Here is a 22,131-nt window from a genome sequence, read left to right as displayed (position 1 = left end):
CAGCTACTACTTGGGTACCGCCGTGGGCAGGAGGTTCCCTGAGCGCGGATTGCGCTATCTTACAAGATAATTATGTACCGAAAGGTTAATTATCTGAAAAGTGCCGTTGCATATTGCGTAACAATCACTCACCCCACTGCCAGGGGGAGGGTGGCGCGGCAGCGTTGGCCAAACAGAGCCAGGGGCAATCTGCGCTGAGCAGGTCGCTTAGCAGTTGGTCCAGATCCGACTGCCGCACCTTCAGAATAGCCTTGGGCAACGCTTCCAGCTTGACGGGTTGTGTAGCGAGGTGTGTCTGCCAGGCCCATTCGGCGACCTCGGCATTGACCATGACCGCTTCGTCGAACTGCGCTGCGAGGGCCTGGCGACTGCTCGGCGTCAGCGTGACGCCAACTTTAAATACCTCCATCAAGTGCCCCAGAACATCGGCCGGCCTGGCGTGGGGCGACTGCACGCCAAACAGCAGGCCGTATGCCCCCTCCACCTGGCGGAAGGCACTGAATACGGCATAGCCCAGTTGCAGCTCTACACGCAGGCGCTGGTACACCGGCCCCTGCAGCAGTTGGGCCAGCAGGCGGCCGGCTGCTTCGCTGGCCGCAGGCAACCGGCAGAACAGCAGCAGGGCGTGCTCACTGCCTGGGACCTGCACCGGGTGCCAGCGTCGCGCGGCCCAAGGGGACAGTGGCGCCGGGGCCGAGCCCTGGCCCGGGCACTGCTGCAGCGCTGCGGCCATGGCATTGTGGGCGGCCGGCTCGAACCCCACGGCCAGGCCGTGCCAGGTTGCCTGCTGCCATAGCGCGTCGAGGTGTAACTGAGTGTGTGTGCCTTCGGTGGCCGCCACACGCGCGGCCCCCTGCACGGCGGCTGGCAGTTGCTCAAGCAAGGCGCGTATAGGCATCAATGGCAACGCCGCCGTAATGGGCGGCTGCCAGCAATCGGCGGGGGGGTGTAGCAGTGCCGTCAATGCGTGCTCCGTTGCATAAACCACGGCTGCCGGCAGCCCGGTACAACGCAGTTGCAGGTGGTCGCCAACGCTGGCCAGGCGCAATTGCACCGAGGCTCGGTCGCAGCGCTCCTGTAAGGGTGCCAGTGCGTGCTCAAGAACCGGATACAAAGGCTGAAGCAGGTCCCTCGGCACCTTCCAGCGCAGGTAAAGTGCAGCATATTGCCGCTTGCAGGGCAGTACTTCGGTCACATGCAGGGAACCGGGCAACCGCTGGGTTTCGTGTTGTGCCCAGCCTGCGCTAAGCAATGGCTCCGGCGGTGGTAGCTGCCATTGGCCATGCCTGCCACTCGGCAATGCCGCGAGCAGTGCTTCAAAGGCTCGCTTACCTTGGGTATCCAGCGGCGCGAACGGCTGGCCAATGCTGTCCCGCTGGGCCAGCTCCAGTGCTCCCGCACTGCGTTCACGGCTTTGCTGCAGCAGGCCGAAACCCTGGTTGAGCGCCTCCAGGCCTGCCCCTCGAATGAAGCCCAACCAGCCATGCAATAGTGCAGTGGCTTCATCCCGGCGAGCGGCGGCGGTCAGTTTCAGGTCGATATGCCACAACAACTGCCCGCCAAACCCATACAACGTCTGGGTATTGAACCCCTGCAACCAGCCGCGCTGGCGCAGCGCATCCAGCCAGGTGCCGGGGCGGCTATCGCCGAGGCACGCCGTGAGCAGTGCCAGGGCCTGCTCGGCCCCCTCTGGCAGTGCGTTCAGGCTGAACACCAACGGGTGCGCACTTGCCGCCAGTGCCGCAGGCTGGGGCTGCTCCACACGCTCGCCTTTGGCAAACCGCTGCCCCTGCTGCCTGCCCAACTGCTCCAGCTCGTCCAGCGGCTGGGGGCCGCAGAGGGCCAGTACTGTCTGGCCGCCCTGATAGTAACGCTGGTGAAAGCCTGCAAGCGCCTGCTGGAACGCGACATTCTGCACTGGCAGCGTATAGCGGTTCCCGGCATGGAAAGCGCCCAGGGGGTGGTGGGATGCTACCGACTGCAGCAGGGCGTACTGTTGTTGCACCGCCGGGTTGCGCGACCAGGCAATGAATTCGGCGTGAATCACTTCACGTTCCTGGTGCTGTCGTGCAATCCCAAGGTCGGGTTCGGCGAGCATCTGGCACAGCCGCACCAGCCCACCTGCCAGAGCAGCAGGCGGGGTTTCGAAAAAGTAGTCCGTGGTGCGCTCGCGGGTGCTGGCATTGACCTGCCCACCCACGCCTTGCACGTAGCGCATCAGGCCGTCTTCCAGCGGAAACTGCGGCGTACCCAGGAAGAACAGATGCTCCAGAAAGTGCGCCAGGCCTGGCCACTTGCCCGGCGCATCATGGTTACCCGCATGCACCCGTATGGCCGCCGCCGCACGCTTCAGCCGCGGGGCGTGGCGCAGGCGCAGTTGCAGGCCGTTGGCCAGGGTGACATGCCGAATTGCGTCAGGCATGGCGCCGGTGCAGCTCCTGGCGCAGGTCACGCAGGTAAGGGAACGCTTCGCGCCCCTGGATCAGCCGGTCATATTCCAGCTGCGCTGTCAGCAGGCACTCGTCGTGGCCGGCCATGGCCAGCAGGCTGCCGTCCGGCGCAACGATGCTGCTCTGCCCGCAGTAGTGAATGTCGCCCTCCGAGCCACAGTAGTTGGCGTAGACCAGGTAACACTGGTTTTCCTGCGCCCGGGCGCGCACGGTGACCTGGCAGGTGAAATCGTAAGGTGCCATGTTGGCCGTGGGCACCAGGATCAGCTCGGCACCGCCCAGCGCCAGCCGGCGTGCGTTTTCCGGGAACTCGATGTCGTAGCAGATCAGCAGGCCGACCTTCCAGCCGCCCAGCTCGACAACCGGAAAGTGGTCAGGCCCCTGGCTGAACATGGCCCGGTCAAGTTCGCCGAAGAGGTGGGTTTTGCGGTAGTTGCTCAGGCTTCGACCGTGGGCGTCGACCAGCTGCACGCTGTTGTAGATCGCCCCGTCACCCCCCCGCTCCGGGTAGCCGTAGGCAATGGCGATGCGGTACGCCTGAGCGATCTCGACCACGTGCATGGCCGACGGGCCATCCTCGGTCTCGGCCAGGCGTTGCACCTGCGCGGCGCCGATGTTGTAGCCGGTGAGGAACATTTCCGGGCACACCAGCAGGCCGGCGCCCTGTTCGGCAGCCAGCCTGGCCTGCTGGCGCAGGCGCTGCAGGTTGCCGGGCACGTCCAGCGGCCTGGGCGTGCCTTGGAACAGCGCGATGTGCATGGCGCCTCCTAGGTCAGTCGGCCAGGGCGATGGGGCCGATCTCGTCGAACACATCGCCCGGGCCGGGGTTGTCGGGGTGGGTGCTGCCACCAAAGTGGTTGATGATACCCCATACCGCATTCAGCGAAGTCTGCACGGCGCCCTCCACCCAGGCCGGTGTCCACGACACGTCGTCGCCGGCAATGAAGATGCCGCGCTGCTCGGCGGGCAGGTGCTGTTGCATGAAGTGCGCATACATGCGCTGGTTGTAGCGGTAGTGGCCCGGCAGTGCACCCTTGAAGGCGCCGAGGAAGTACGGGTCGGCTTCCCACGAGATGGTGATCGGGTCGCCGATGATGTGGCCGGCAATGTCTGTTTTCGGATAGATCTTCTTCAACGCATCGAGCGCCAGCTGCACGCGTTTTTCCACAGGGTGCGGCAGCATTTTCAAGGCGTCGCTCATCCAGGCGTAGGACAGGCAGATCACCCCAGGCTTGTCATCACCGTTGTCGAACAGGTAGGTACCCCGGGTCAGGCGGTCGGTCAGGGTCATGCTCAGCAGGTCGCGACCGGTTTCCGGGTCCTTGTCCTTCCAGAACGGCCGATCGACCATGACGAAGGTCTTCGAAGACTGCATGTAGCGGGTGCGGTCCAGGGCCATCCACATCTTCTGCGAAAACAGCGACTCTTCGCAGTCGATCTGGGTGGTCAGCAGCCAGGTCTGGCAGGTGGTAAGGACGGCGCCATAGTGGCGTGTGCCTCCCCAGGTGTCGGTGACCGCCAGGCGCCCGTCGGCCGCCCTGGCGATGCGCCTGACCCCGGTGCTCGGTGCACCGCCGTGCAGTGAACTCAGGCTGGTGCCCTGTGGCCAGTGCGCACATTGCTCTGGCTGATGGCGCCAGATGCCTTGAGGGACTTGCTCCACGCCGCCCACGATCAGGTGCTGGTGGTCGTCGCAGTTGGTCATCACCACGCGGAAAATTTCCAGCATCGAGTTGGGGAAGTCAGAGTCCCACCCCCCTGTGCCGAAGCCCACCTGCCCGAACACCTCGCGGTGCAGGAAGCTCAGTTTGGCAAACGAGCGTGAGGTGGCGACAAAATCGTAGAATGTGCGGTCATCCCACAGTGGCACCAGTTTGTTCCACAGCGCTTTCAGGCGCGGCACATCGCGGTCGCGGATAGCCTGCTGGATGTCGGCGAACTGAGCCCCGCTCTCCAGCGCGTCGGCCCAGGCATCTGCCACTTCGTGAAACAGTTTGGGCAGGTCAGCAACGCTTTCGGCGTAGTAGGTCTGGCCTTCCAGGTCGATCACGGTGCTGCCCGAGGCTGCTGTCAGCGGGTTGGGAAAGGGTTTGGTTTCCAGCCCGAGCTTGTCCACATAGTGGTAGAACGCCGTGGACGAGACCGGGAAGCGCATGCCGCCCAGTTCGGCGACGATGCCGTCGGTGCCGTTGAACGCCTGGGAGCGCAAGCGCCCGCCCAGCTTCGACGCCTCGTACACCACAGGCTTGAGGCCCAGCTTCATCAATTCGTAGGCCGCTACCAGGCCGGCGATGCCTGCGCCGATGATGGCGACTTCTTCGCCGTGACGCTCAGGCGGAATGCTGCCCAGGCCGGCAGGGTGCTCCAGCCAGTCATCGAAGGCGAACGGAAAGTCCGGGCCGAAGATGGTGACAGGTTGTTTGCCGTCGGCGGGGTGGCGGTTTTTCTTGTTCATGAAGTGGACCTTGCCAGAGCGGCTGCGCGAGGGGCGTAGCCTGAGTATAGGGGAGGCTGGAGGTCATTCTAGGAGGTGGGATGGTCGTTATTAAGGTGCAGAGTGTTGTCTTTTTGTCTTTGTTTTCGTCTAAATGCCTGGTTAGTAATGGAGTTTGACGATGAAGCTCTGATAAAACCCAAGCGAGCGGGTTAAATCGGCTGCCTGCGTTCGGCCTTGCTGCTGAGCCCATGGCAACAAGGGCCGGCCCAGGTGCTCAGCGTGCGATCTTGTAACGGGTGCTGCGCCCGCCACCGGGCAGCCGCTCGATGCAGCCTTTTTCAAGCAGGTCGCTCAAATGGCGGGTCGCCGTTGCTTTGGAAACCTTGGCCACAGCTTGGTATTGGCCTGCGCTGATACCGTTTTCGAAACCCCGTTCTCCGCCATCGAGTAAACGATTGAGCACTTTGATCTGCTCTGCCGCCAGGGTTTGGCTGCGGTGTGCCTGCCAGAAGCGCGCCTTCGCCACCACATGGTCAATGCGGGCAAGGGCCTGCTCCAAGCTGTTGAGTAAGGTTGCGAGAAACCACTGCAGCCACCCGGTGATATCCAGCCCCCCTTTCTGACTGGCTTCCAGGATGCGGTAATACCCGGCGCGGTCGTCGAGCATGCTCGCGGACATCGCATAAAAGCGGATAGCCTGTTGTTCACCCTGGGCCAGTGCAAGGTCGGTAATGGCACGGGTGAGGCGACCATTGCCGTCATCGAAAGGGTGCAGGGTAACGAACCAGAAATGGGCGATGCCGGCGCGAAGGAACGGATCCAGGCTGGCATTGCTTCGGCTGCTCTCGAACCAGGCGAGAAAGTCTGCCAACAGGGTTTCCAGCCCTGCTCGCGGAGGTGCTTCGAAATGCACGGTCGGTTGGTCGATACGCCCGGAGACCACTTGCATCGCCTCTTCCCCGCGCAGTGAACCGATCTGTAATGGTCTTGCCAGCATCTGATCATCGGCGGGAAATAGCCAACGGTGCCAGGTGAAGAGTCGCTGGTCGTCAAGTGGCTCTTGATGTGCGCGGGTAGCATCGAGAAGCAGTTCTGCCAGCCCTTCGGAGCGGGGGGTGATGCGGCCGTCTTCGTTCAGCCCCAAGCGCCGCGCCAGTGACGAACGTACGGAGCCGGCATTCAGCTGCTCTCCCTCAATGGCTGATGAGGTGACGATGTTCTGCAGCATGGCATCCAGGCTGCTCTGCACTTCGGTCTCAGTGCCTACCGCGCCGAGCATTCCCAACAAACGGCCCTGAGCCTGACCGCACGCGCGCAGCAGCGGGGCAAGCGCTTCGGCTTGCCAGCTGAAGTGCGGCCAGTCTGTGTGCTGCCAGATCCAAAGCGGGTCATTCATAGGGGCATTCATCTGTGAGCCGATTAGGGAGCCTATTCGGCTCATCTAGTGAGCCGATAATGCTTGCTATTTGGCTCACTGTCTAATGCTCAAGCCAGGGCTTTCAATTTGATGGGCCCACACGGACTCGAAGAGCGAGCGGGTTAAACCGGCTGCCCGCGATCGACCTTGCTGCTGAGAATGATCGAAGTTGTGGTTTTCTCCACCCCGTCCAGGCTGCCGATCTGGTCAAGCAGCTGGTCAAGCTGCTCAGGCGAATCGGTCTGCAGCCAAGCCACGTAATCGAACTCACCGCTCACTGCACACAACTGCTGAACCTGCCCCATGGCACTCAGGCGCTTGACCACGTCCTTGCCCGAGCGCGGTTGTACCTTGATACCCACATAGGCCTGCAACCCCCCGCCCATCACCCGCTGCCCCAGGCGCACGCCATAGCCGGTGATGACCTTGTTCTTCTCCAGCCGCTCCAGGCGCGAATTGACGGTGGTACGGGCGATGCCCAGGTGGCGGGCGAGGGTGGCGACGCTTTCGCGGGCATTTAGCTGCAGCAGGGCAATGAGCTGGCGGTCGATTTCGTCCAGTGCAAGCGGGCGGGAGTCCGGCATGGTGAGTCTCTGCGGTTTTGAGGGTCAGGGTTCGCCGGGTGCTGGCTTGCGGGTCTACTCGACAGCCGTCGTCAGTTCAGGATTGCCAAAACCAGCCAGACTGGCATTGGACGCCTGGAAGTAACTACGCCAGAACTGTTCCAGGTTCTGGATCATTTTTCCGCTACGGTAGCCGTTTTTGGCTGTGGTCGGCACAAACGCTGCACCATGTATGTAAACCCGCGCGCCTTGGAAGTCCGCCAGCAACTTTTGCTTCTCGACCTTGGCGATTTCGACCTTCGGATCGATTTGGCGGATGCCGTTGGATTGATAGAAACTTCCAAAGTCGCTGTACTCCAGCATATCGGACATCACCAGCATGACATGCTCGCTGACGCCTTCGGCCTTGGCCAGGTCCTCTCCCACGGCTTTCAGGCTGAACAGGATTTCACTGCGGGGAATATCGGAGCTGGACTTGCCCATGGTGGCAGCAAAGGCCCTACCGAAGCCTTGGAACAGCTGCGCAGGCTGGTTCTTGAGGCAGGATTCGAATTTACGGGTCGCCATCATCGGCACGCTACCCAGCACTTTCGGATCGATCGGTTTTTCCAGCTCGCCAGCGTAGCGCAGGCGCGTGTAGTGGCCTTCAAGGTACGCGCTGAAGGAGTAGAGGCGGATCTTGTCGCCTGGCTGCATGAAGCGTTTGATGTGCCCCCAGGCCGTTCGCTGCAGGTCCTGGGTCAGCGGGGTGGTCTGGTCAACGACAACGGTCAGCATCCGGCCGGACGGCGCGGTGCGGAACTCGGTGATGCGGGCATTGGCGTAGCAGCTAGGAACGTCATTACGCTCCGCCGCCACCAGAGCGGTTGGCACGAGTAGCAGCGCCAGGGCCAAGCTCTTGATGTTCATGAAACCTCCATTTTTAGTAAAGCAGCTGCGCAGTCACGCAGCTGCTCAGCACAGGCTCAGGCACGCTGGCCGCTCTGCTTGACCATCAGTTGCAGACGGCGAGCGCGCTTGATGGTTTCAAGATCAATACCTTTGGTCGTTGCCACGAAAGGCAGGTCATCCTCGTGGAACTCAGTCAGGTCACCGAACTGGTGGGGGTCAAAGCCACCCGCCATGGGCGCTGGAGCATCGGGTACAACAGTAACTGCGTCCGCTGGAGCCGCTTCAATGACGCGTCCAGTCTGCATCACGGCCATTACCGGCGGAGCTTCGACGGGGACATTTACTTGAACGGCTACAGTGGGGGTCGCCCTAGGCGCTGGCGCGGCAACAACGGGGGCCGATGGGGTGGGTACCACGAAGGTGTTCGCTACGCTTTTGAAGGTATTGCACAGTTGTATCAGAGAAGGCTCTTCGATCTGATTCATCCGCGGCAAGGCGAAACGAATGATTTCATCGATTCTTGCAACATCGTTGTTGGCAATTGCAGTGTTCAGGTCTGCAGTGGATTTCTTGATGTAGTTTTCCAATACCGCCCGGCTGTCTTTACCCAGTTGATCAGCAATGGCTTTCTGGTCAGCCCAGGCCTTGCCTGCATCCTGCTCTTCAATAAAGCGTGCGAACGTTCGGGCAACATTGTCTTTGCGCAGCGCTTCGCGGTCACCCCCTTTCACGCGAAATTGTGCCAGCTGAAGCGCCTGGAGTTTGCCGAGGGCCGACTGGGCGTCATTGGCGATGCTGCGGGCTTTGGCTTGGTGATACCGCGCGAATTCACTGGCACTGGAGAACTTGTGCACCCGTTCCCACGCCTTGCGCGAGTAGGTGCCGGCAAAGCCAAAGCTGTAGGCCAGGAAGGTCGAGGTGAACTGGATGAAGATGAACAGTGAACTCAGCACCCCGAACGTGACGAGGCTGGCGCGGTGGAGCGCATCAATCTGGTCCTGGGCTGATTTGCCAGCGGCCTCATTGGCGATGGACTGCATCTCGCTTGGCAGCGGGAAGTCATCCTGGCCGCTGGCAGGGAAGTCGTCGGCGCCTTGCGACACTGCCGGTGGGTTGGCGATCAGGTCGGCCTCTTGTGCATTGAGGGTTTCAGCACGTACCCAGAACGCAGCGACGGCCAGGATGACAATAAATACGGCATAGCCGACAACGATGCCGTAACGCTTGGCCGGCATGGCGCCATCCTGCGGTACCTTCACACGGTTCAGCATGCGCTGATATTCCGGGCGCTCGTCATCGATATGAGTGTTATCGATGGTGACGATGTCACGGGATACCATGTCGCCATCCGCGCCACCGTGACGCAGTTCCTCGTAGCTCATGATCTTGCTGACGATACTGTTGAGGTAGAGCTGACGGCCAGCGAACTCGGAGAGAAACACACCTATGATCGATATCACCAACCCGATGCCAAATGCACCGGCTACCGCCGTGTCGGGGGTTGCCAGCGTCAAGGCAAAGGGCGCAAGCGCGTAACCGAAAGCAGTGGCCTCGATCAGCATCAGTACGATGATGATCGCCCACATACCGAAACCTTTTTCTTTGCGGTTGTCTTCGCCGATCTTGCCCAGGTAGTTCTGGCAGTGCTTGAAATGGGCTTCAGACGGCTGGTGGTCGCGGTAGTAGGTTTCGTATTTCAGGTTCAGCTGGCTCTCCGACTCGTAGAAGCCAACCGCTTCCGGGTTTTTCGGGGTCGGTAGCTCCTTCGAACCCGGATTCTTGACCCAATGTGACAGGCGGCCGACCCAAGGGGCATTGATACGCGCCTTCATCAGGGCGTAGCGCACCTCATACCAGTTGATGATGATCGGGATGGTCAAAAATATCAGCAGAACGATGGGCAGGACGATATGCCAATAGCTGGCAAAAAACGTCTGAATGGTTTCAAGCATGGGTACTTCTCCTTAGCCGCGCTTCAGCGGTTGGAACTGCGCCACGTAGGCGTCACCCTGTTTCGGGTAGTAGATTTCGCCAGCGACGGCCTTACCTGCACGTTTGTCGAACACGATGTCCATGCATGAAACCGGCGTGTTTTTTTGGTCGAGCGCGAAGACGCGGTACAGCACCTGGGTTTCACCTTCATAGGTGTTGGCGACCGACTTGACCGGGGCAGAGTTTGTCTTCTGGGCGGTACCGACGTTGGTGATGAACTGCATGACCGGGGCACCAGCCGCGGCACCGGTGTCGCGCAGCACGGCAACAGGACCTACTGCAGCCACGTGGCCATTGACCTTGCTTGCCCAGACACCGCCATTCAGGCCGGGCAGGAAGTCAGTGGTGGAGAACGCTTTCAGCCCAACACCAGTGGCCAGGTTCTTCACCTCGCCCTGCACCCGCGGCAGGTCCCCAACGCACGAGGTAACCGGAGCATTGGCGTATGCCGAACTGATCAAGGAAAAGGTCGAACGCTTCGGTTGTATGTTCGATGACAGCATGGAGGTGGTGGTGGTGACGGGTACGCCACCGAAGTCGATACCGCCTTGGCCCGCAAGCTGCACCACCACCTCTGCGCCAGGGCTGGTTGGCAGTACGGGGGCCTTGTCGTTGAGAACCGGGGTTTGCGGAAGAGTGGGCGTGCTCACCGGCTGCTTTGCAGTTGTGGCGACCTGGGTAGGCCTGGAATCAGCGCCACGCTTTGCCGCCGCCTTTTCAACCTTGACCTTGGGCGCGACGGCCGTGCCATGAGCCAGATACCTGGCACCCGACCGCTCCTCGCGCACGCGCTGCGCCAGCACCTGCTCGTTGTCGACTTCGACGATCTCTACCCGACGGTTTTTCGCTCTGCCGGCGAGGGAGGTGTTATCAGCCACAGGCCGTGCGGACCCTGCGCCCTGGAAGAAAATATCCTGCTGCGGGACGCCAATCGCGGCCATCATGTCGGCGACGGTTCGAGCCCGTTGCTCGGACAGTTTCTGGTTGAGTTCAGCACTGCCTGAAGAGTCGGTGTGGCCAACGACCAGGAGTTTCTTGGTCGGGGCACCGGGTCGGGCGGCTGTTCGATCACGCGCAAATTCCTGTGCCATTACGCTCAGTTTGCGGTAGCCCTGACTGGTCAATGTCGCCGAGCCCGACGGGAACATCTCGGTCGTTTCGATTTGGGCTTCCACACCGACAGACTTCTTGTCGCCGCTGGCAGAGACCATTTCGACTTCTCGCACTTCAGCCGTCACGCCCTGCTCGGCAGCTACAGCCCTTAGGCGATCGACGCGCTGCTTATAGGCATACAGCGCGCCGCAGCCCAAAGCGCCTCCCGCAACAGCGCCGGCGGCGATCTGGTTGCCGTTACCACCAGAGGCAGCCACCACACCCCCCACGACGAGCGAACCCAGCACAGCGCCGGCACCGCAGGCGAACTTGCCTGAGTTCTCTCCCAGGGTTTTGTCAATCGTCGCGCATCCACTGAGCCCCATGGCAATGGCCGTGGCGAGCGCTGTGTATTGCAGTGTCTTCGTGCTCAGCATTCCCTTTCAGTTCCCCGTGCCAAATCCTGGCGAATACCAGCGTGTAAGCTGAAGCTGGTTCAGCTTCGGCCGCAAATGTAAGTTGATATCGTCGTAAGGCGTTATCAAGAACTCGCGCTCTGGGGGCGGTAACCCAATCGACGCTGCGCCAGGGATAGCGGGCGGGCCGAGGTTGAGTGCATGCATCTTGGCATGAGGGAAGTGGAGAACGGCTCCATGTTCCGCGCTATGCGCCATCCAGGGCGGTGTGTGGCAATTAGTTACCTTAATGTTTCCCGATCAAGATGTGAACAGCTGCGATTCAGCTTTTGTTGCTGCTCGCATTCCATCTAGACGGGGAAGCCTTGCCGCACTGCCTGATGAGTACGCTCACCCGACAGGGCTTCAGCTGGGAAGGCCTCGCCAAAAACACGAAAGCCGCGTATATACGCGGCTTTTGGTTTGGTGGGCCCACACGGACTCGAACCGTGGACCAAAGGATTATGAGTCCTCTGCTCTAACCAACTGAGCTATAGGCCCTCAGTAGGAGGCCGGGATTATAACGAGGGTTGCGCACCAGTGCCATCTGAAAGATCCGATAGTGCTATGCGAAGGAATGTGGCGGCGAACTCGTCAGGCATCAGCGGCAGGCTGACGATGTAGCCCTGGATCTGCTCGCAGCCCTCGGCTGCCAGGAAACGTTGTTGGGCCTGGTTTTCCACGCCTTCGGCGATGATGGTGAGCTGCATGCTGCGGCCCAGGGCGATGATTGCGCGGGCGATGGCGGCGTCGTGGGGGTCGTCTGGCAGGCCGCGAATGAACGACTTGTCGATTTTCAGGATGTCCAGCGGCAGGCGCTTGAGGTAGCTGAGCGACGAATAGCCGGTGCCGAAGTCATCGATGGCCAGTTGCACGCCGAGCCTTTTCAGCTGGTGCAACACGGCCAGGGCCTCTTCGGCCTGGCTCATGATGAAGTTCTCGGTGATTTCCAGTTGCAGGTCGCCAGCCTTGAGCTGGTGCTGTTTGAGTAGCGCCTCGATGCGGCGCGCCAGGTGGGGTTGGCGCAACTGGGCGCCGGCCAGGTTGATGGACAGGGGGCCGAAAGGCTCGTAGCGTTGTTTCCAGGCCTGCATCTGCCGGCAGGCCTGCTCCAGTACCCAATCGCCGATTTGCAGGATGGTGCCGTTTTCTTCTGCCAGGTGGATGAAATGCTCCGGGGGCACTTCGCCAAAGGTCGGGTGGCTCCAGCGGATCAAGGCCTCTGCGCCGACCAGGGTCTGGGTTTGCAGGCTGAGTTTGGGCTGGAAGCACAGGCTCATCTCGTTGCGCTCGATGGCTCGCCGCAACTCGTGCTCCAGGGCGATGCGTTCGCTGGCCTGGGCTGTGAGGTCGCAGGTGTAGGCTTCGACCCGGTTGCGACCTTTGGCCTTGGACCGGTACATGGCGGCGTCAGCGTTGCGGATCAGGGTGGCAACATCAGTGCCGTCCTGTGGATAAAGGCTGATACCAATGCTGGCACTGGTGAAGAACTCGTGCTCGCCAGCCTGGAATGGCGCGCTGAAGCAGGCCAGCAGCTTGTTGGCGATGGAGCTGGCGTCGCTGGGCTTGTGCAGGCCGGGCAGCAGGATGATGAACTCGTCGCCACCCAGGCGGGCGACGGTGTCCACGTCGCGCACCTGCTCCTTCAGGCGTTGGGCGATACCCTTGAGCAATAGGTCACCCACTGGGTGGCCGAGGCTGTCGTTGATGTGCTTGAAACGGTCGAGGTCCAGGAACAGCACTGCGCCCTGGCGGTTGGACACCTGCGCACAGGTGAGCACGGCTTGCAGGCGGTTCTCGAACAGGGCGCGGTTGGGCAGGCCGGTTAGCGGGTCGTGGTGGGCTTGATAGTCCAGTTTGGCCTGGGCGTGCTTGATACTGGAAATGTCGGCGAATACCGCAACGAAGTGGGTGATGTCCCGCTCTGTGTTGCGCACGGCGCTGATGGTGAGCCAGCTGGGGTAAAACTCACCGTTCTTGCGCTTGTTGTAGATTTCGCCTTGCCAGTGCCCCTCGGCGGTCAGCTGATGCCACAAGGCCGCGTAGAACGCACTGTCATGCTGACCGGACGCAAGCAGGCGAGGGGTCTGGCCCAGGGCCTCGATTTCACTGTAGCCAGTGATTTCACTGAAGGCGCGGTTGACCGCACTGATGCGCTGGTCAATGTCGGTGATCAGCACGCCCTCGGCGGTGTTCTCGAACACCGTGGCCGCCAGTTGCAGTTTTTCCTGCATCAGGTGGCGTTCGGTGATGTCGCGGGCGATGGTCAACATGCAGTCGGTGCCGGCAATCGGCAGCGGGCGTGCAGACAGCTCACACAGCCGGATCTGCCCGTCGCTGCGGCGTATGTGGCAGGTGAAGTCGCGCACGAACCCGTCCTGGTTTAGCTGGGCAAGCAGGCGTTTACGCTCGTTCAGGTCTACCCAGATGCCCAGGTCGAGCGAGGTCTGGTCAATGGTCGGGTTGAGTGCGTAACCGGTAAGCCGGCAGAAACCTTCGTTCACTTCCAGCAGCAGGCCATCGCTCTGGCGCGACAACAGCAGGCCGTCTGGGGACGCGTGGAAGGCTTTGGCGAACTTCTCCTCAGAGGTTTGCAGCTGTTCCTGGGTTTCCTTGAGCTGGCTGATGTCTCGCACGGCCACCACCAGCGCGGGCGTACCGTCCAGCTCGAAGGTTTCAGCGGAGGTAAGGCCTGTGAACAACTGGCCATTGCTGCGGCGGAAGCTCATCTCCAGGTTGCGGATACCGCCCTGGTGCAGGCGGTCGAGCAGCAGTGGGCCTGTACCTGCCACGGCCCAGAGGTTGAGTTCGGTCGCCGTGCGGCCTATCACTTCGCCTGGCGTAAGGCCAATCTGCTCTTCGAACGCTTCGTTCACTTCCAGCAGGCAGCCATCGCTGTGGCGTGCGATCAGCAGGATGTCCGGGCATTGTTGAAACACCGAGGCAAACTTCTGCTCGGACAAGCGCAGGGCATCTTCGGTGCGCTTGGTTTCGCTGATGTCGATCATCAGGCCGCGTATGACGGGCTGGTGGCCGTGTTTGATCATGCTGACGATATTGCGCACCCACAGCGGCTGACCGTCGGCGCGTATAACCCGGTAGTCCAGGCTGTGATCTCGCCCTGCCGCGGTTTCGCTGTCGCAATAGGCCTGAGCCCAGAGTGCGTCGTCGGCGTGCAGAATGCTGCGCCAGAAACCGGGCTTGAGCCAGTCGCTCAGCGGGTAGCCGAGCAGGTTTTCGGCGTGGGGGGACACATAACTGAAGGTGAAGTCGTTGGCGTCCGCCTCCCAGGCAATAGCCGACAGGCTTTCGACCAGGCCGCGGTAGTGGTATTCACTGCTGCGCAGCTCCTGTTCCAGGGCGATACGGCGGGAAATTTCCGAGCTGAGGCGCCGATTGATACGCATGACAACGGCCAGCACCATCATCAGCAACAGTACCGTGGGTAAACCGTACAGGACCAGGTTGGCCGGCATCAGGGGCATAGCGGCCTCGCATTCAGAAGTTCTGAAACGAGTGTAGACGGCCAATGCCGCGAGCGTAGGCTTGGGAAGGGGAGTTTTTTTAAGGGTTACAGGGCCTTGCGCGCGCCGATGCGATAGTGGCCTTTTGCTTTGCCGCAGACGCAATTGGGGCCGCAAAAGCGGCCCCAATACGTTAACGCTACGCCGTCACTCGTCGAGGAAGGAGCGCAGGTGCTCGCTGCGGGTGGGGTGGCGAAGCTTGCGCAGCGCCTTCGCTTCGATCTGACGGATCCGCTCACGGGTCACGTCAAACTGCTTGCCCACCTCTTCGAGGGTGTGGTCGGTGTTCATGTCGATACCGAAGCGCATGCGCAGCACCTTGGCTTCGCGTGCGGTCAGGCCCGAGAGCACGTCACGGGTGGCTTCCTTGAGGCTTTCGACCGTGGCAACGTCGATCGGGGACTGCATGGTCGAGTCCTCGATGAAGTCACCCAGGTGCGAATCTTCATCGTCACCGATCGGGGTTTCCATGGAGATCGGCTCTTTGGCGATCTTCAATACCTTGCGGATCTTGTCCTCAGGCATTTCCATGCGCTCGCCCAGCTCTTCCGGGGTCGGTTCGCGACCCATTTCCTGCAGCATCTGCCGGGAAATACGGTTGAGCTTGTTGATCGTCTCGATCATGTGCACCGGAATACGAATGGTGCGCGCCTGGTCGGCGATGGAGCGGGTAATCGCCTGACGAATCCACCAGGTGGCGTAGGTGGAGAACTTGTAGCCACGACGGTATTCGAACTTGTCCACCGCCTTCATCAAGCCGATGTTGCCCTCCTGGATCAGGTCCAGGAACTGCAGGCCACGGTTGGTGTACTTCTTGGCGATGGAGATCACCAGACGCAGGTTCGCCTCGACCATTTCTTTCTTGGCGCGGCGAGCCTTGGCTTCGCCGATGGACATGCGACGGTTGATTTCCTTGATCTCGGCAACGGTCAGGCCGCTTTCGTTTTCAAGGTCGATCAGCTTCTGCTGGCAGGCGACGATGGCCGCGTCCTTTTCACCCAGGGCGGCAGCCCATTTGGTGTTGCGCTTGGCAAGGTCACCGCTCCAGGTCTGGTCGGTTTCGTTGCTTGGGAACATGCGCAGGAAGTCGGCACGAGGCATGCGGGCATCACGCACGCACAGCTGCATGATGGCGCGTTCCTGCTGACGCAGGCGGCTCAGGGCATCGCGAACACGCTCGACCAGCACTTCGAACTGCTTGGGGACCAGCTTGATCGGCATGAACAGATCGGCCAGTGCCTGCAGGGCTGCGACGCTTTCCTTGTGGCCACGACCATGCTTCTTGACCACCTTGTTGGTGGCCTGAAGCTGGTCGGAGACGGCCCCAAAGCGCTGACGCGCGACTTCCGGGTCTGGACCGCTCTCGGTCTCTTCCTCGTCGTCGCTGTCGGACTCTTCTTCTTCGTCTTCCGATTCTTCCTTGGTCGCGGCAGCCTTGGCGCCTGGAACAGGGACTTCTTCGGTAGGCGCGGCGATATTGTCGTCAGGGTCGATGTAACCGCTGAGAACGTCCGACAGGCGGCCACCTTCGGTGGTCACGCGGTCGTATTCGCCGAGGATATGGTCGACAGTACCCGGGAAGTGAGCGATGGCGCCCATGACTTCACGGATGCCTTCCTCGATACGCTTGGCGATTTCGATTTCGCCTTCACGGGTCAGCAGCTCGACGGTACCCATTTCACGCATGTACATGCGCACCGGGTCGGTCGTGCGGCCAATATCGGTCTCAACTGCCGCCAACGCAGCAGCGGCTTCTTCGGCCGCGGCTTCGTCGGTGTCGGCTTCCGCCAACAGAAGGGCATCCGCATCCGGAGCACTCTCGAATACGTTGATCCCCATGTCGTTGATCATGCGGATGATGTCTTCCACCTGCTCCGGATCTGAAATATCCTCGGGCAGGTGGTCGTTGACCTCCGCGTAAGTCAGGTAGCCCTGCTCACGACCGCGGGTGATCAACTCTTTGATACGAGACTGCTGTTGCGCTTTTCCGGACATAACACCCTATCCACTGAAGGTCTTGGCGGGCAAAAAACAAGCCGAGGATTATACCCGAGCATGGGCCTCACGCGCCAGATGAGGTCGGCGTTTGTGCGGGAACATTACGGCTCAGCAGGGCGAGAAGCTGGTTTTTTTCCTCGCTGGTCAATTCGCTTTGACGTGATTTCCTGAGCAGTTGTTCCAGGCTGCGCTCGCGTTGGCGGGCGGACAAGCTAGTAATGGTGTCGAAAAACTGTTGTTCAAGGCTGTCGGCCACGATCAGCCATTCCTTTTCTGCCAGCGCCCGTAGCAGGCGGCCTTGTTCGGTGCCGTGCCAGCGTGCGATCAACTGCATTGAGCTTAGCCCAGGATTTTTCTGTGCGGCTTCGATCAATGCCACCAGCAACTGGCTGTACAGGTGTTCTTCATCGGCAAAATGGCTGGCGTCCTCAACTTTGCCTGCCAGCAGCGGGTGGTGCAGCAGTGTGCGCAGGGCGGCCAGTGTGGGCGGCTCTACCGGCGCCGGTACGCGCGGCGGCGCCTCGTCGCGTTGCCAAGGCTTGCCACCTTTGCGGTTCTTGTCCCAGGGCTTCTTGCCTCCGCTTTTTTTCGGCGTCCACGCCTGCTCTTGGTGGGCGCCAGCGTAGTCCGGTTGCGGCATGTCGCCGTAATCGGCGGTATAGCTGACCATGGCATCGTAATCGTAGCCGGGGTCGTAGTCCGGTGCGCTGCTGGGGGGCGGTGCCTGCTGGGCCAGTTGCTCGACCTGCTGCAGGTCCAGCCCGGTGATCTCCCTGAGGCGGTTGCGCATCAGTTGGCGCAGGTTGGCACCCGGGATTTTTTCGATCAACGGTGCAGCCAGCGTCGCCATGTGCGCTTTGCCCTCGAGCGAACGCGGGTCTGCTTCCAGGCTCAATTGCTCGAAGAAATAATCGGCCAAAGGCTGGGCGTGCTGGTTGATACGCGCCTTGAACGCATCTGTGCCTTCTGCCCGCACCAGGCTGTCTGGGTCCTCGCCCTCGGGCAGAAACAGGAAGCGCGCACGGCGCCCATCCTGCAGGTTCGATAAGGTTGATTCGAGGGCGCGCCAGGCCGCTTTACGCCCGGCCTGGTCGCCGTCGAAACAGAACAATACGCTGGGCACCACCCTGAACAGGCGCTTGAGGTGTTCTTCGCTGGTGGCGGTGCCAAGCGTGGCCACGGCATTGCGCAGGCCTTGCTGGGCCAGGGCGATGACGTCCATGTAGCCCTCCACCACGATGATCTCGTCGAGGTTGCGGTTGTGCTTGCGTGCTTCATACAGCCCGTACAGCTCCTGACCCTTGTGGAACACAGGCGTTTCCGGGGAGTTCAGGTATTTGGGCTTGTCGTCGCCCAGCACCCGGCCACCGAAGGCGATGATACGGCCGCGGCTGTCGCGAATGGGGAACATCACCCGGTCGCGGAAACGGTCGTAACGCTTGCCGCTTTCAGCGTTCTCGATCAGCAGCCCGGCATCGATCATGACCTTTTGCTGCAGGGTGTCGGCGCCCAGGTGCTTGAGCAGGTTGTCCCAGCCCGGTGGCGCGAAACCCAGGCCAAAGTCGCGGGCCACTTCGCCGGACAGGCCGCGGCCCTTGAGGTAGTCCACAGCTGCCTTGCGGGTAGGGTGATTGCGCAGCGCCTGGCGGTAGAACTCCGAGGCGGCGTCCAGCAGCGGGTACAACGGCGAATCGGTTGGCTGGCGTGGTTTGTGGTCACGCCGGCCTTGCTCGCGGGGTACTTCCATGCCGGCGGCGCGGGCGAGCTCTTCCACGGCCTGGGGGAAATCCAGGTTGTCGTGGTCCATGACGAAGCCAAGGGCGTTGCCACCGGCACCACAGCCGAAGCAGTAGTAGAACTGCTTGTCGGGGCTGACCGTGAAGGACGGGGTTTTTTCCTTGTGGAACGGGCAGCAGGCCGAGTAGTTCTTGCCGGCCTTTTTCAGTTGCACGCGTGAACTCACCACATCGACGATGTCGAGGCGGTTGATCAGGTCGTCAATGAAGCTTTGGGGAATCAGCCCGGCCATGGCAGTCTCGTCAATCTGGCAACTGGCAAGTCTAATCGCTCACACGCCGAATGTGGCGAGTGCGGCTTGGAGTAATGCGAGGGAAGGTGTGCTCGTCGCCGGCCCTAAGGACCCGTCAGTCGGACGTGCACGTCTGGTCTACAACAAAGATGACCAGCTCTGACGTTAAAGGCAGGTTGCCCGCAGCACGGTGAGTGAAGCGTGTGCAGGGGCCTTGAGCGAGTTGCTCAAGTCTAAAACGACCACTGCCATCGCCCGGCGGTTAGCCGGGCAGGGCAGAAGCTTTGCGTTGAACGCCTGTATTAGTACAGACGAACGGCGCGGCGCTGCTCGCGCTGAACTTTCTTGGCGTGACGCTTGACAGCAGCAGCTGCCTTGCGCTTGCGTTCTGCAGTCGGCTTTTCGTAAAACTCGCGGCTACGAACTTCAGCCAGTACACCGGCTTTTTCGCAGGAGCGCTTGAAACGACGCAGAGCTACGTCGAAGGGTTCGTTCTCTTTAACTTTGACGGCTGGCATCCAGGGCTACCTTAATTCATTACCGGGGTAGACGCGCTCCTGGCAAAACAAAGGTGTGCTGGAGAACGTCGGTTTTCAAGGGTTGCGGATGTTAACCCTTAGTACGCCGGAATGCAAAGCCTCTGATCGAAAACCGCTGGTCGGCATCCAACACGGGGACTATGATGCGCGGCTTCGAATTCAGCCCCCACAAGGGACGAGCCCATGCTAGTACTGGGATTGGAAACATCCTGCGACGAGACTGGCGTCGCATTATACGACAGCGAACGCGGCCTGCTGGCCGATGCGCTGTTCAGCCAGATCGACCTGCACCGTGTGTTTGGCGGCGTTGTACCAGAGCTTGCTTCGCGCGACCACGTCAAGCGCATGCTGCCGCTGATCCGCCAGGTACTGGGCGATGCAGGCCGCGTGGCCACCGATATCGACGCCATCGCCTACACCGCTGGCCCTGGCCTGGTGGGTGCGCTGCTGGTCGGTGCGTCGTGTGCTCAGGCGCTGGCGTTTGCCTGGGGTGTGCCGGCCATCGGCGTGCACCACATGGAAGGCCACTTGCTGGCACCCATGCTGGAGGCGAGCCCGCCTGAGTTTCCGTTCGTCGCCTTGCTGGTGTCCGGCGGCCACACCCAGTTGGTGCGTGTCGATGGCATCGGCCAGTATCAGTTGCTGGGCGAGAGCCTTGACGATGCGGCGGGCGAGGCGTTCGACAAGACGGCCAAGCTGATTGGCCTGAACTACCCCGGTGGCCCGGAAATCGCTCGCCTTGCCGAGCGCGGCACGCCTGGGCGCTTTGTATTCCCGCGGCCAATGACGGACCGCCCAGGCCTGGAGTTCAGCTTCAGCGGCTTGAAGACCTTCGCCCTGAACACCTGGCAGCAGTGCCGCAATGCGGGGGACGACAACGAGCAAACCCGTTGCGACGTGTCCCTGGCGTTCCAGCAGGCGGTGGTGGAGACGCTGACCATCAAGTGCAAGCGGGCACTCAAGCAAACCGGCCTCAAGCGCCTGGTCATTGCCGGTGGTGTCAGCGCCAACAAGGCCCTGCGTGCCTCGCTCGAGGACATGCTCGCCAGCATCAAAGGCAACGTCTATTACGCGCGTCCGCAATTTTGTACCGACAATGGCGCGATGATCGCGTATGCGGGTTGCCAGCGGCTTCTGGCCGGTCAACAGCAGGACCTGGCAATCAGCGTGCAGGCCCGCTGGCCCATGGAGCAGTTGCCCCCGCTGTAAGGCTTGGCCGCAGTGAGTGTTAAAAATGCCGTTCGCGGCCGGCAAACAGGTCGCGCAGGTTACTGCGGTGCCGCCACACGATCAGTATTGTCAGTACGGTCATGGGCAGCAGCGCCTCGGGTTGGCGCCAGGCCAGCAATGGCAGGGTCAGCGGGGTTGCAATCAGTGCCGCAAGCGAGCTGGTACGGGTAAGGTAGAGGGTGAGCAGCCAGGCACACATGGCCAGCAGCGCCGCCGGGAAGTACAGGCCCATGAGCATGCCGGCAGCTGTTGCAACGCCCTTGCCGCCGTGGAAGCGGAAGTACAGCGGAAACAGGTGGCCCAGCACTGCACAAATGCCTATCCAGGTCTGCGCCTGCAGGTCGAGGCCGGCAGCGCGGGCGACAAGTACTGGCAGCAGGCCCTTGCACAGGTCGCCGAGCAGGGTCAGGATCGCCATCTTGCGCCCTGCAAGGCGTAGCATGTTGGTGGCGCCGGCATTGCCCGAGCCACTGGAACGAGGGTCCGGGCTGCCCGCAAGGCGGCTGAGAACAATGGCAAAGGACAGCGAGCCAAGCAGGTAGGCGAGTAACGCCAGTAACCAAAACATGCTAACTATTCCGGGCGAGGACGCCCTGATTCTAACGGCGCCCGTCGCCCTTGTCGTGCTGTGGAGAGAAGTGCTTGGACAGAGTGTTCATCGAAGGCCTGGAAGTCGATACCGTTATTGGTGCCTATGACTGGGAGCGGGATATTCGCCAGTGCTTGCGCCTGGACCTCAGCTTCGGCTGGGACAACCGCCCGGCGGCTGCCGGCGACGACCTGAGCCTGGCACTGGACTACGCCAGCGTCTCGGCGCGGATCCAGGCCTTTGCCGAGCAGGCGCGCTTCGAGTTGGTGGAAACCTTCGCCGAGCGCCTGGTAGCGGTGCTGATGCAGGAGTTCAACATCCCTTGGGTGCGGCTGAAGCTGACCAAGCCAGGCGCCGTTCCGGCAGCCCGTGGCGGTGTTGGCGTGGAGATCGAGCGCGGATGTCTGTAAGCACGGTTTACCTGGGCCTGGGCAGCAATATCGACCGCCATGCGCACCTGTGTGCCGGGCTCGATGCGCTGGCCGCCATTCTCACCGGTATGCGGTGCTCGCCTGTGTTCGAGAGCCAGCCGGTGGGTATCAAGAGCGGGCCGTTCATCAATTTCGTGGTGACCGGGCAGACCACATTGCCGCTGATCGAACTGGACCGCCGTCTCAAGTTCATCGAAGCCGACAATGGCCGCTACGCCCCGGATCGCAAGGGCTTGCCGCTGGATATCGATGTGCTGATGTATGACGATCTGCACGGCAATTTCGATGGGCTGGTGCTGCCGCGTGCTGAAATCCTGAAAAACGCCTTTGTGTTGTGGCCCCTTGCGCTGCTGGCCCCGGAGCTGGTGCACCCGGGGGTGGGCAAGCCCATGGGGCAGCTCTGGCAAGAAGCGCAGATCGATCAGGTGCTGGCGCCTGTTGCATTCGACTGGCGTGGGGTGCAGTTGACGCCAGCTTGATCGGCAGACACGCGG

At 61.5% G+C, this 22,131-nt stretch carries 15 protein-coding genes, 1 tRNA gene and 1 pseudogene; 3 read left to right on the top strand and 14 right to left on the bottom strand.

The annotated features are described in order from the left end of the window. Window positions 1–124: 124 nt before the first annotated feature. The 13 genes and pseudogenes from pqqF to rpsU all read right to left on the bottom strand — a co-directional run bounded on the left by pqqF (window position 125) and on the right by rpsU (window position 19,366). Window positions 125–2,422, bottom strand: a complete 2,298-nt coding sequence (gene pqqF, locus IAE38_RS05115; RefSeq protein WP_201216339.1) for a pyrroloquinoline quinone biosynthesis protein PqqF — start codon at window positions 2,420–2,422, stop codon at window positions 125–127. After that, window positions 2,415–3,209 (bottom strand): carbon-nitrogen hydrolase family protein, encoded by a 795-nt coding sequence (locus tag IAE38_RS05110; protein ID WP_201162096.1) that lies wholly within the window; start codon window positions 3,207–3,209, stop codon window positions 2,415–2,417. The genes pqqF and IAE38_RS05110 overlap by 8 nt, the downstream gene beginning before the upstream one ends. Before the next feature lie 13 nt (window positions 3,210–3,222). Then, window positions 3,223–4,905 (bottom strand): flavin monoamine oxidase family protein, encoded by a 1,683-nt coding sequence (locus tag IAE38_RS05105; RefSeq protein ID WP_028633639.1) that lies wholly within the window; start codon window positions 4,903–4,905, stop codon window positions 3,223–3,225. Window positions 4,906–5,161: 256 nt separating this feature from the next. Continuing rightward, window positions 5,162–6,283 carry a Fic family protein gene (locus tag IAE38_RS05100; protein ID WP_201216337.1) on the bottom strand — a complete coding sequence of 374 codons (1,122 nt, stop codon included), beginning with the start codon at window positions 6,281–6,283 and terminating at the stop codon, window positions 5,162–5,164. Window positions 6,284–6,426: 143 nt separating this feature from the next. Next, the gene (locus IAE38_RS05095; RefSeq protein ID WP_201162094.1) at window positions 6,427–6,888 is read right to left on the bottom strand and encodes an Lrp/AsnC family transcriptional regulator; all 462 of its coding nucleotides are present in this window, start codon (window positions 6,886–6,888) and stop codon (window positions 6,427–6,429) included. Window positions 6,889–6,942: 54 nt separating this feature from the next. Next, window positions 6,943–7,776, bottom strand: coding sequence for a hypothetical protein (locus IAE38_RS05090; RefSeq protein ID WP_236403534.1), 834 nt, complete (start codon window positions 7,774–7,776; stop codon window positions 6,943–6,945). Between the two features lie 56 nt (window positions 7,777–7,832). Next, entirely contained in the window at window positions 7,833–9,710 is a 1,878-nt protein-coding gene (locus IAE38_RS05085; RefSeq protein WP_201216335.1) for a hypothetical protein, read from the bottom strand. A 12-nt stretch (window positions 9,711–9,722) separates the two neighbouring features. After that, window positions 9,723–11,279, bottom strand: coding sequence for an OmpA family protein (locus tag IAE38_RS05080; RefSeq protein ID WP_201162092.1), 1,557 nt, complete (start codon window positions 11,277–11,279; stop codon window positions 9,723–9,725). A 442-nt stretch (window positions 11,280–11,721) separates the two neighbouring features. After that, window positions 11,722–11,798, bottom strand: a tRNA-Ile gene (locus IAE38_RS05075). Between the two features lie 17 nt (window positions 11,799–11,815). After that, window positions 11,816–14,767 (bottom strand): annotated as a pseudogene (locus IAE38_RS05070) (EAL domain-containing protein); the annotation flags it as partial. A 201-nt stretch (window positions 14,768–14,968) separates the two neighbouring features. Beyond that, entirely contained in the window at window positions 14,969–16,816 is a 1,848-nt protein-coding gene (gene rpoD / locus IAE38_RS05065; protein WP_201216333.1) for an RNA polymerase sigma factor RpoD, read from the bottom strand. A 67-nt stretch (window positions 16,817–16,883) separates the two neighbouring features. Beyond that, complete coding sequence (gene dnaG / locus IAE38_RS05060; protein WP_201216331.1) at window positions 16,884–18,848, bottom strand: DNA primase; 1,965 nt, start codon at window positions 18,846–18,848, stop codon at window positions 16,884–16,886. 302 nt (window positions 18,849–19,150) lie between these two features. After that, window positions 19,151–19,366, bottom strand: coding sequence for a 30S ribosomal protein S21 (rpsU, locus tag IAE38_RS05055; RefSeq protein WP_003255575.1), 216 nt, complete (start codon window positions 19,364–19,366; stop codon window positions 19,151–19,153). 204 nt (window positions 19,367–19,570) lie between these two features. On the opposite strand from rpsU, the gene tsaD reads away from it, so the two are divergent. Continuing rightward, window positions 19,571–20,596, top strand: coding sequence for a tRNA (adenosine(37)-N6)-threonylcarbamoyltransferase complex transferase subunit TsaD (gene tsaD, locus IAE38_RS05050; RefSeq protein WP_201216330.1), 1,026 nt, complete (start codon window positions 19,571–19,573; stop codon window positions 20,594–20,596). 19 nt (window positions 20,597–20,615) lie between these two features. Here the strand turns inward: tsaD and plsY are convergent, their stop codons facing one another. Next, window positions 20,616–21,185 (bottom strand): glycerol-3-phosphate 1-O-acyltransferase PlsY, encoded by a 570-nt coding sequence (plsY, locus tag IAE38_RS05045; RefSeq protein WP_201216328.1) that lies wholly within the window; start codon window positions 21,183–21,185, stop codon window positions 20,616–20,618. Between the two features lie 74 nt (window positions 21,186–21,259). On the opposite strand from plsY, the gene folB reads away from it, so the two are divergent. Continuing rightward, window positions 21,260–21,616 (top strand): dihydroneopterin aldolase, encoded by a 357-nt coding sequence (gene folB / locus IAE38_RS05040; RefSeq protein WP_028633549.1) that lies wholly within the window; start codon window positions 21,260–21,262, stop codon window positions 21,614–21,616. Continuing rightward, entirely contained in the window at window positions 21,607–22,116 is a 510-nt protein-coding gene (folK, locus tag IAE38_RS05035; protein ID WP_201216326.1) for a 2-amino-4-hydroxy-6-hydroxymethyldihydropteridine diphosphokinase, read from the top strand. The genes folB and folK overlap by 10 nt, the downstream gene beginning before the upstream one ends. Window positions 22,117–22,131 lie beyond the last annotated feature (15 nt).

The sequence above is a fragment of the Pseudomonas sp. S32 genome (assembly GCF_016648095.1).
Lineage (GTDB): Bacteria > Pseudomonadota > Gammaproteobacteria > Pseudomonadales > Pseudomonadaceae > Aquipseudomonas > Aquipseudomonas parafulva.
The sequence above is the reverse complement of the archived record's forward strand: the minus strand, read 5'-3'. Positions and strand labels throughout refer to the sequence as shown.

Coding starts and splice junctions, on each gene's coding strand:
- tsaD (WP_201216330.1), top strand. CDS start 19,571: ATGCTAGTACTGGGATTGGAAACATCCTGCGACGAGACTGGCGTCGCA.
- IAE38_RS05095 (WP_201162094.1), bottom strand. CDS start 6,888: ATGCCGGACTCCCGCCCGCTTGCACTGGACGAAATCGACCGCCAGCTC.
- IAE38_RS05080 (WP_201162092.1), bottom strand. CDS start 11,279: ATGCTGAGCACGAAGACACTGCAATACACAGCGCTCGCCACGGCCATT.
- IAE38_RS05090 (WP_236403534.1), bottom strand. CDS start 7,776: ATGAACATCAAGAGCTTGGCCCTGGCGCTGCTACTCGTGCCAACCGCT.
- IAE38_RS05100 (WP_201216337.1), bottom strand. CDS start 6,283: ATGAATGACCCGCTTTGGATCTGGCAGCACACAGACTGGCCGCACTTC.
- rpoD (WP_201216333.1), bottom strand. CDS start 16,816: ATGTCCGGAAAAGCGCAACAGCAGTCTCGTATCAAAGAGTTGATCACC.
- folK (WP_201216326.1), top strand. CDS start 21,607: ATGTCTGTAAGCACGGTTTACCTGGGCCTGGGCAGCAATATCGACCGC.
- IAE38_RS05085 (WP_201216335.1), bottom strand. CDS start 9,710: ATGCTTGAAACCATTCAGACGTTTTTTGCCAGCTATTGGCATATCGTC.
- IAE38_RS05110 (WP_201162096.1), bottom strand. CDS start 3,209: ATGCACATCGCGCTGTTCCAAGGCACGCCCAGGCCGCTGGACGTGCCC.
- rpsU (WP_003255575.1), bottom strand. CDS start 19,366: ATGCCAGCCGTCAAAGTTAAAGAGAACGAACCCTTCGACGTAGCTCTG.
- plsY (WP_201216328.1), bottom strand. CDS start 21,185: ATGTTTTGGTTACTGGCGTTACTCGCCTACCTGCTTGGCTCGCTGTCC.
- IAE38_RS05105 (WP_028633639.1), bottom strand. CDS start 4,905: ATGAACAAGAAAAACCGCCACCCCGCCGACGGCAAACAACCTGTCACC.
- dnaG (WP_201216331.1), bottom strand. CDS start 18,848: ATGGCCGGGCTGATTCCCCAAAGCTTCATTGACGACCTGATCAACCGC.
- pqqF (WP_201216339.1), bottom strand. CDS start 2,422: ATGCCTGACGCAATTCGGCATGTCACCCTGGCCAACGGCCTGCAACTG.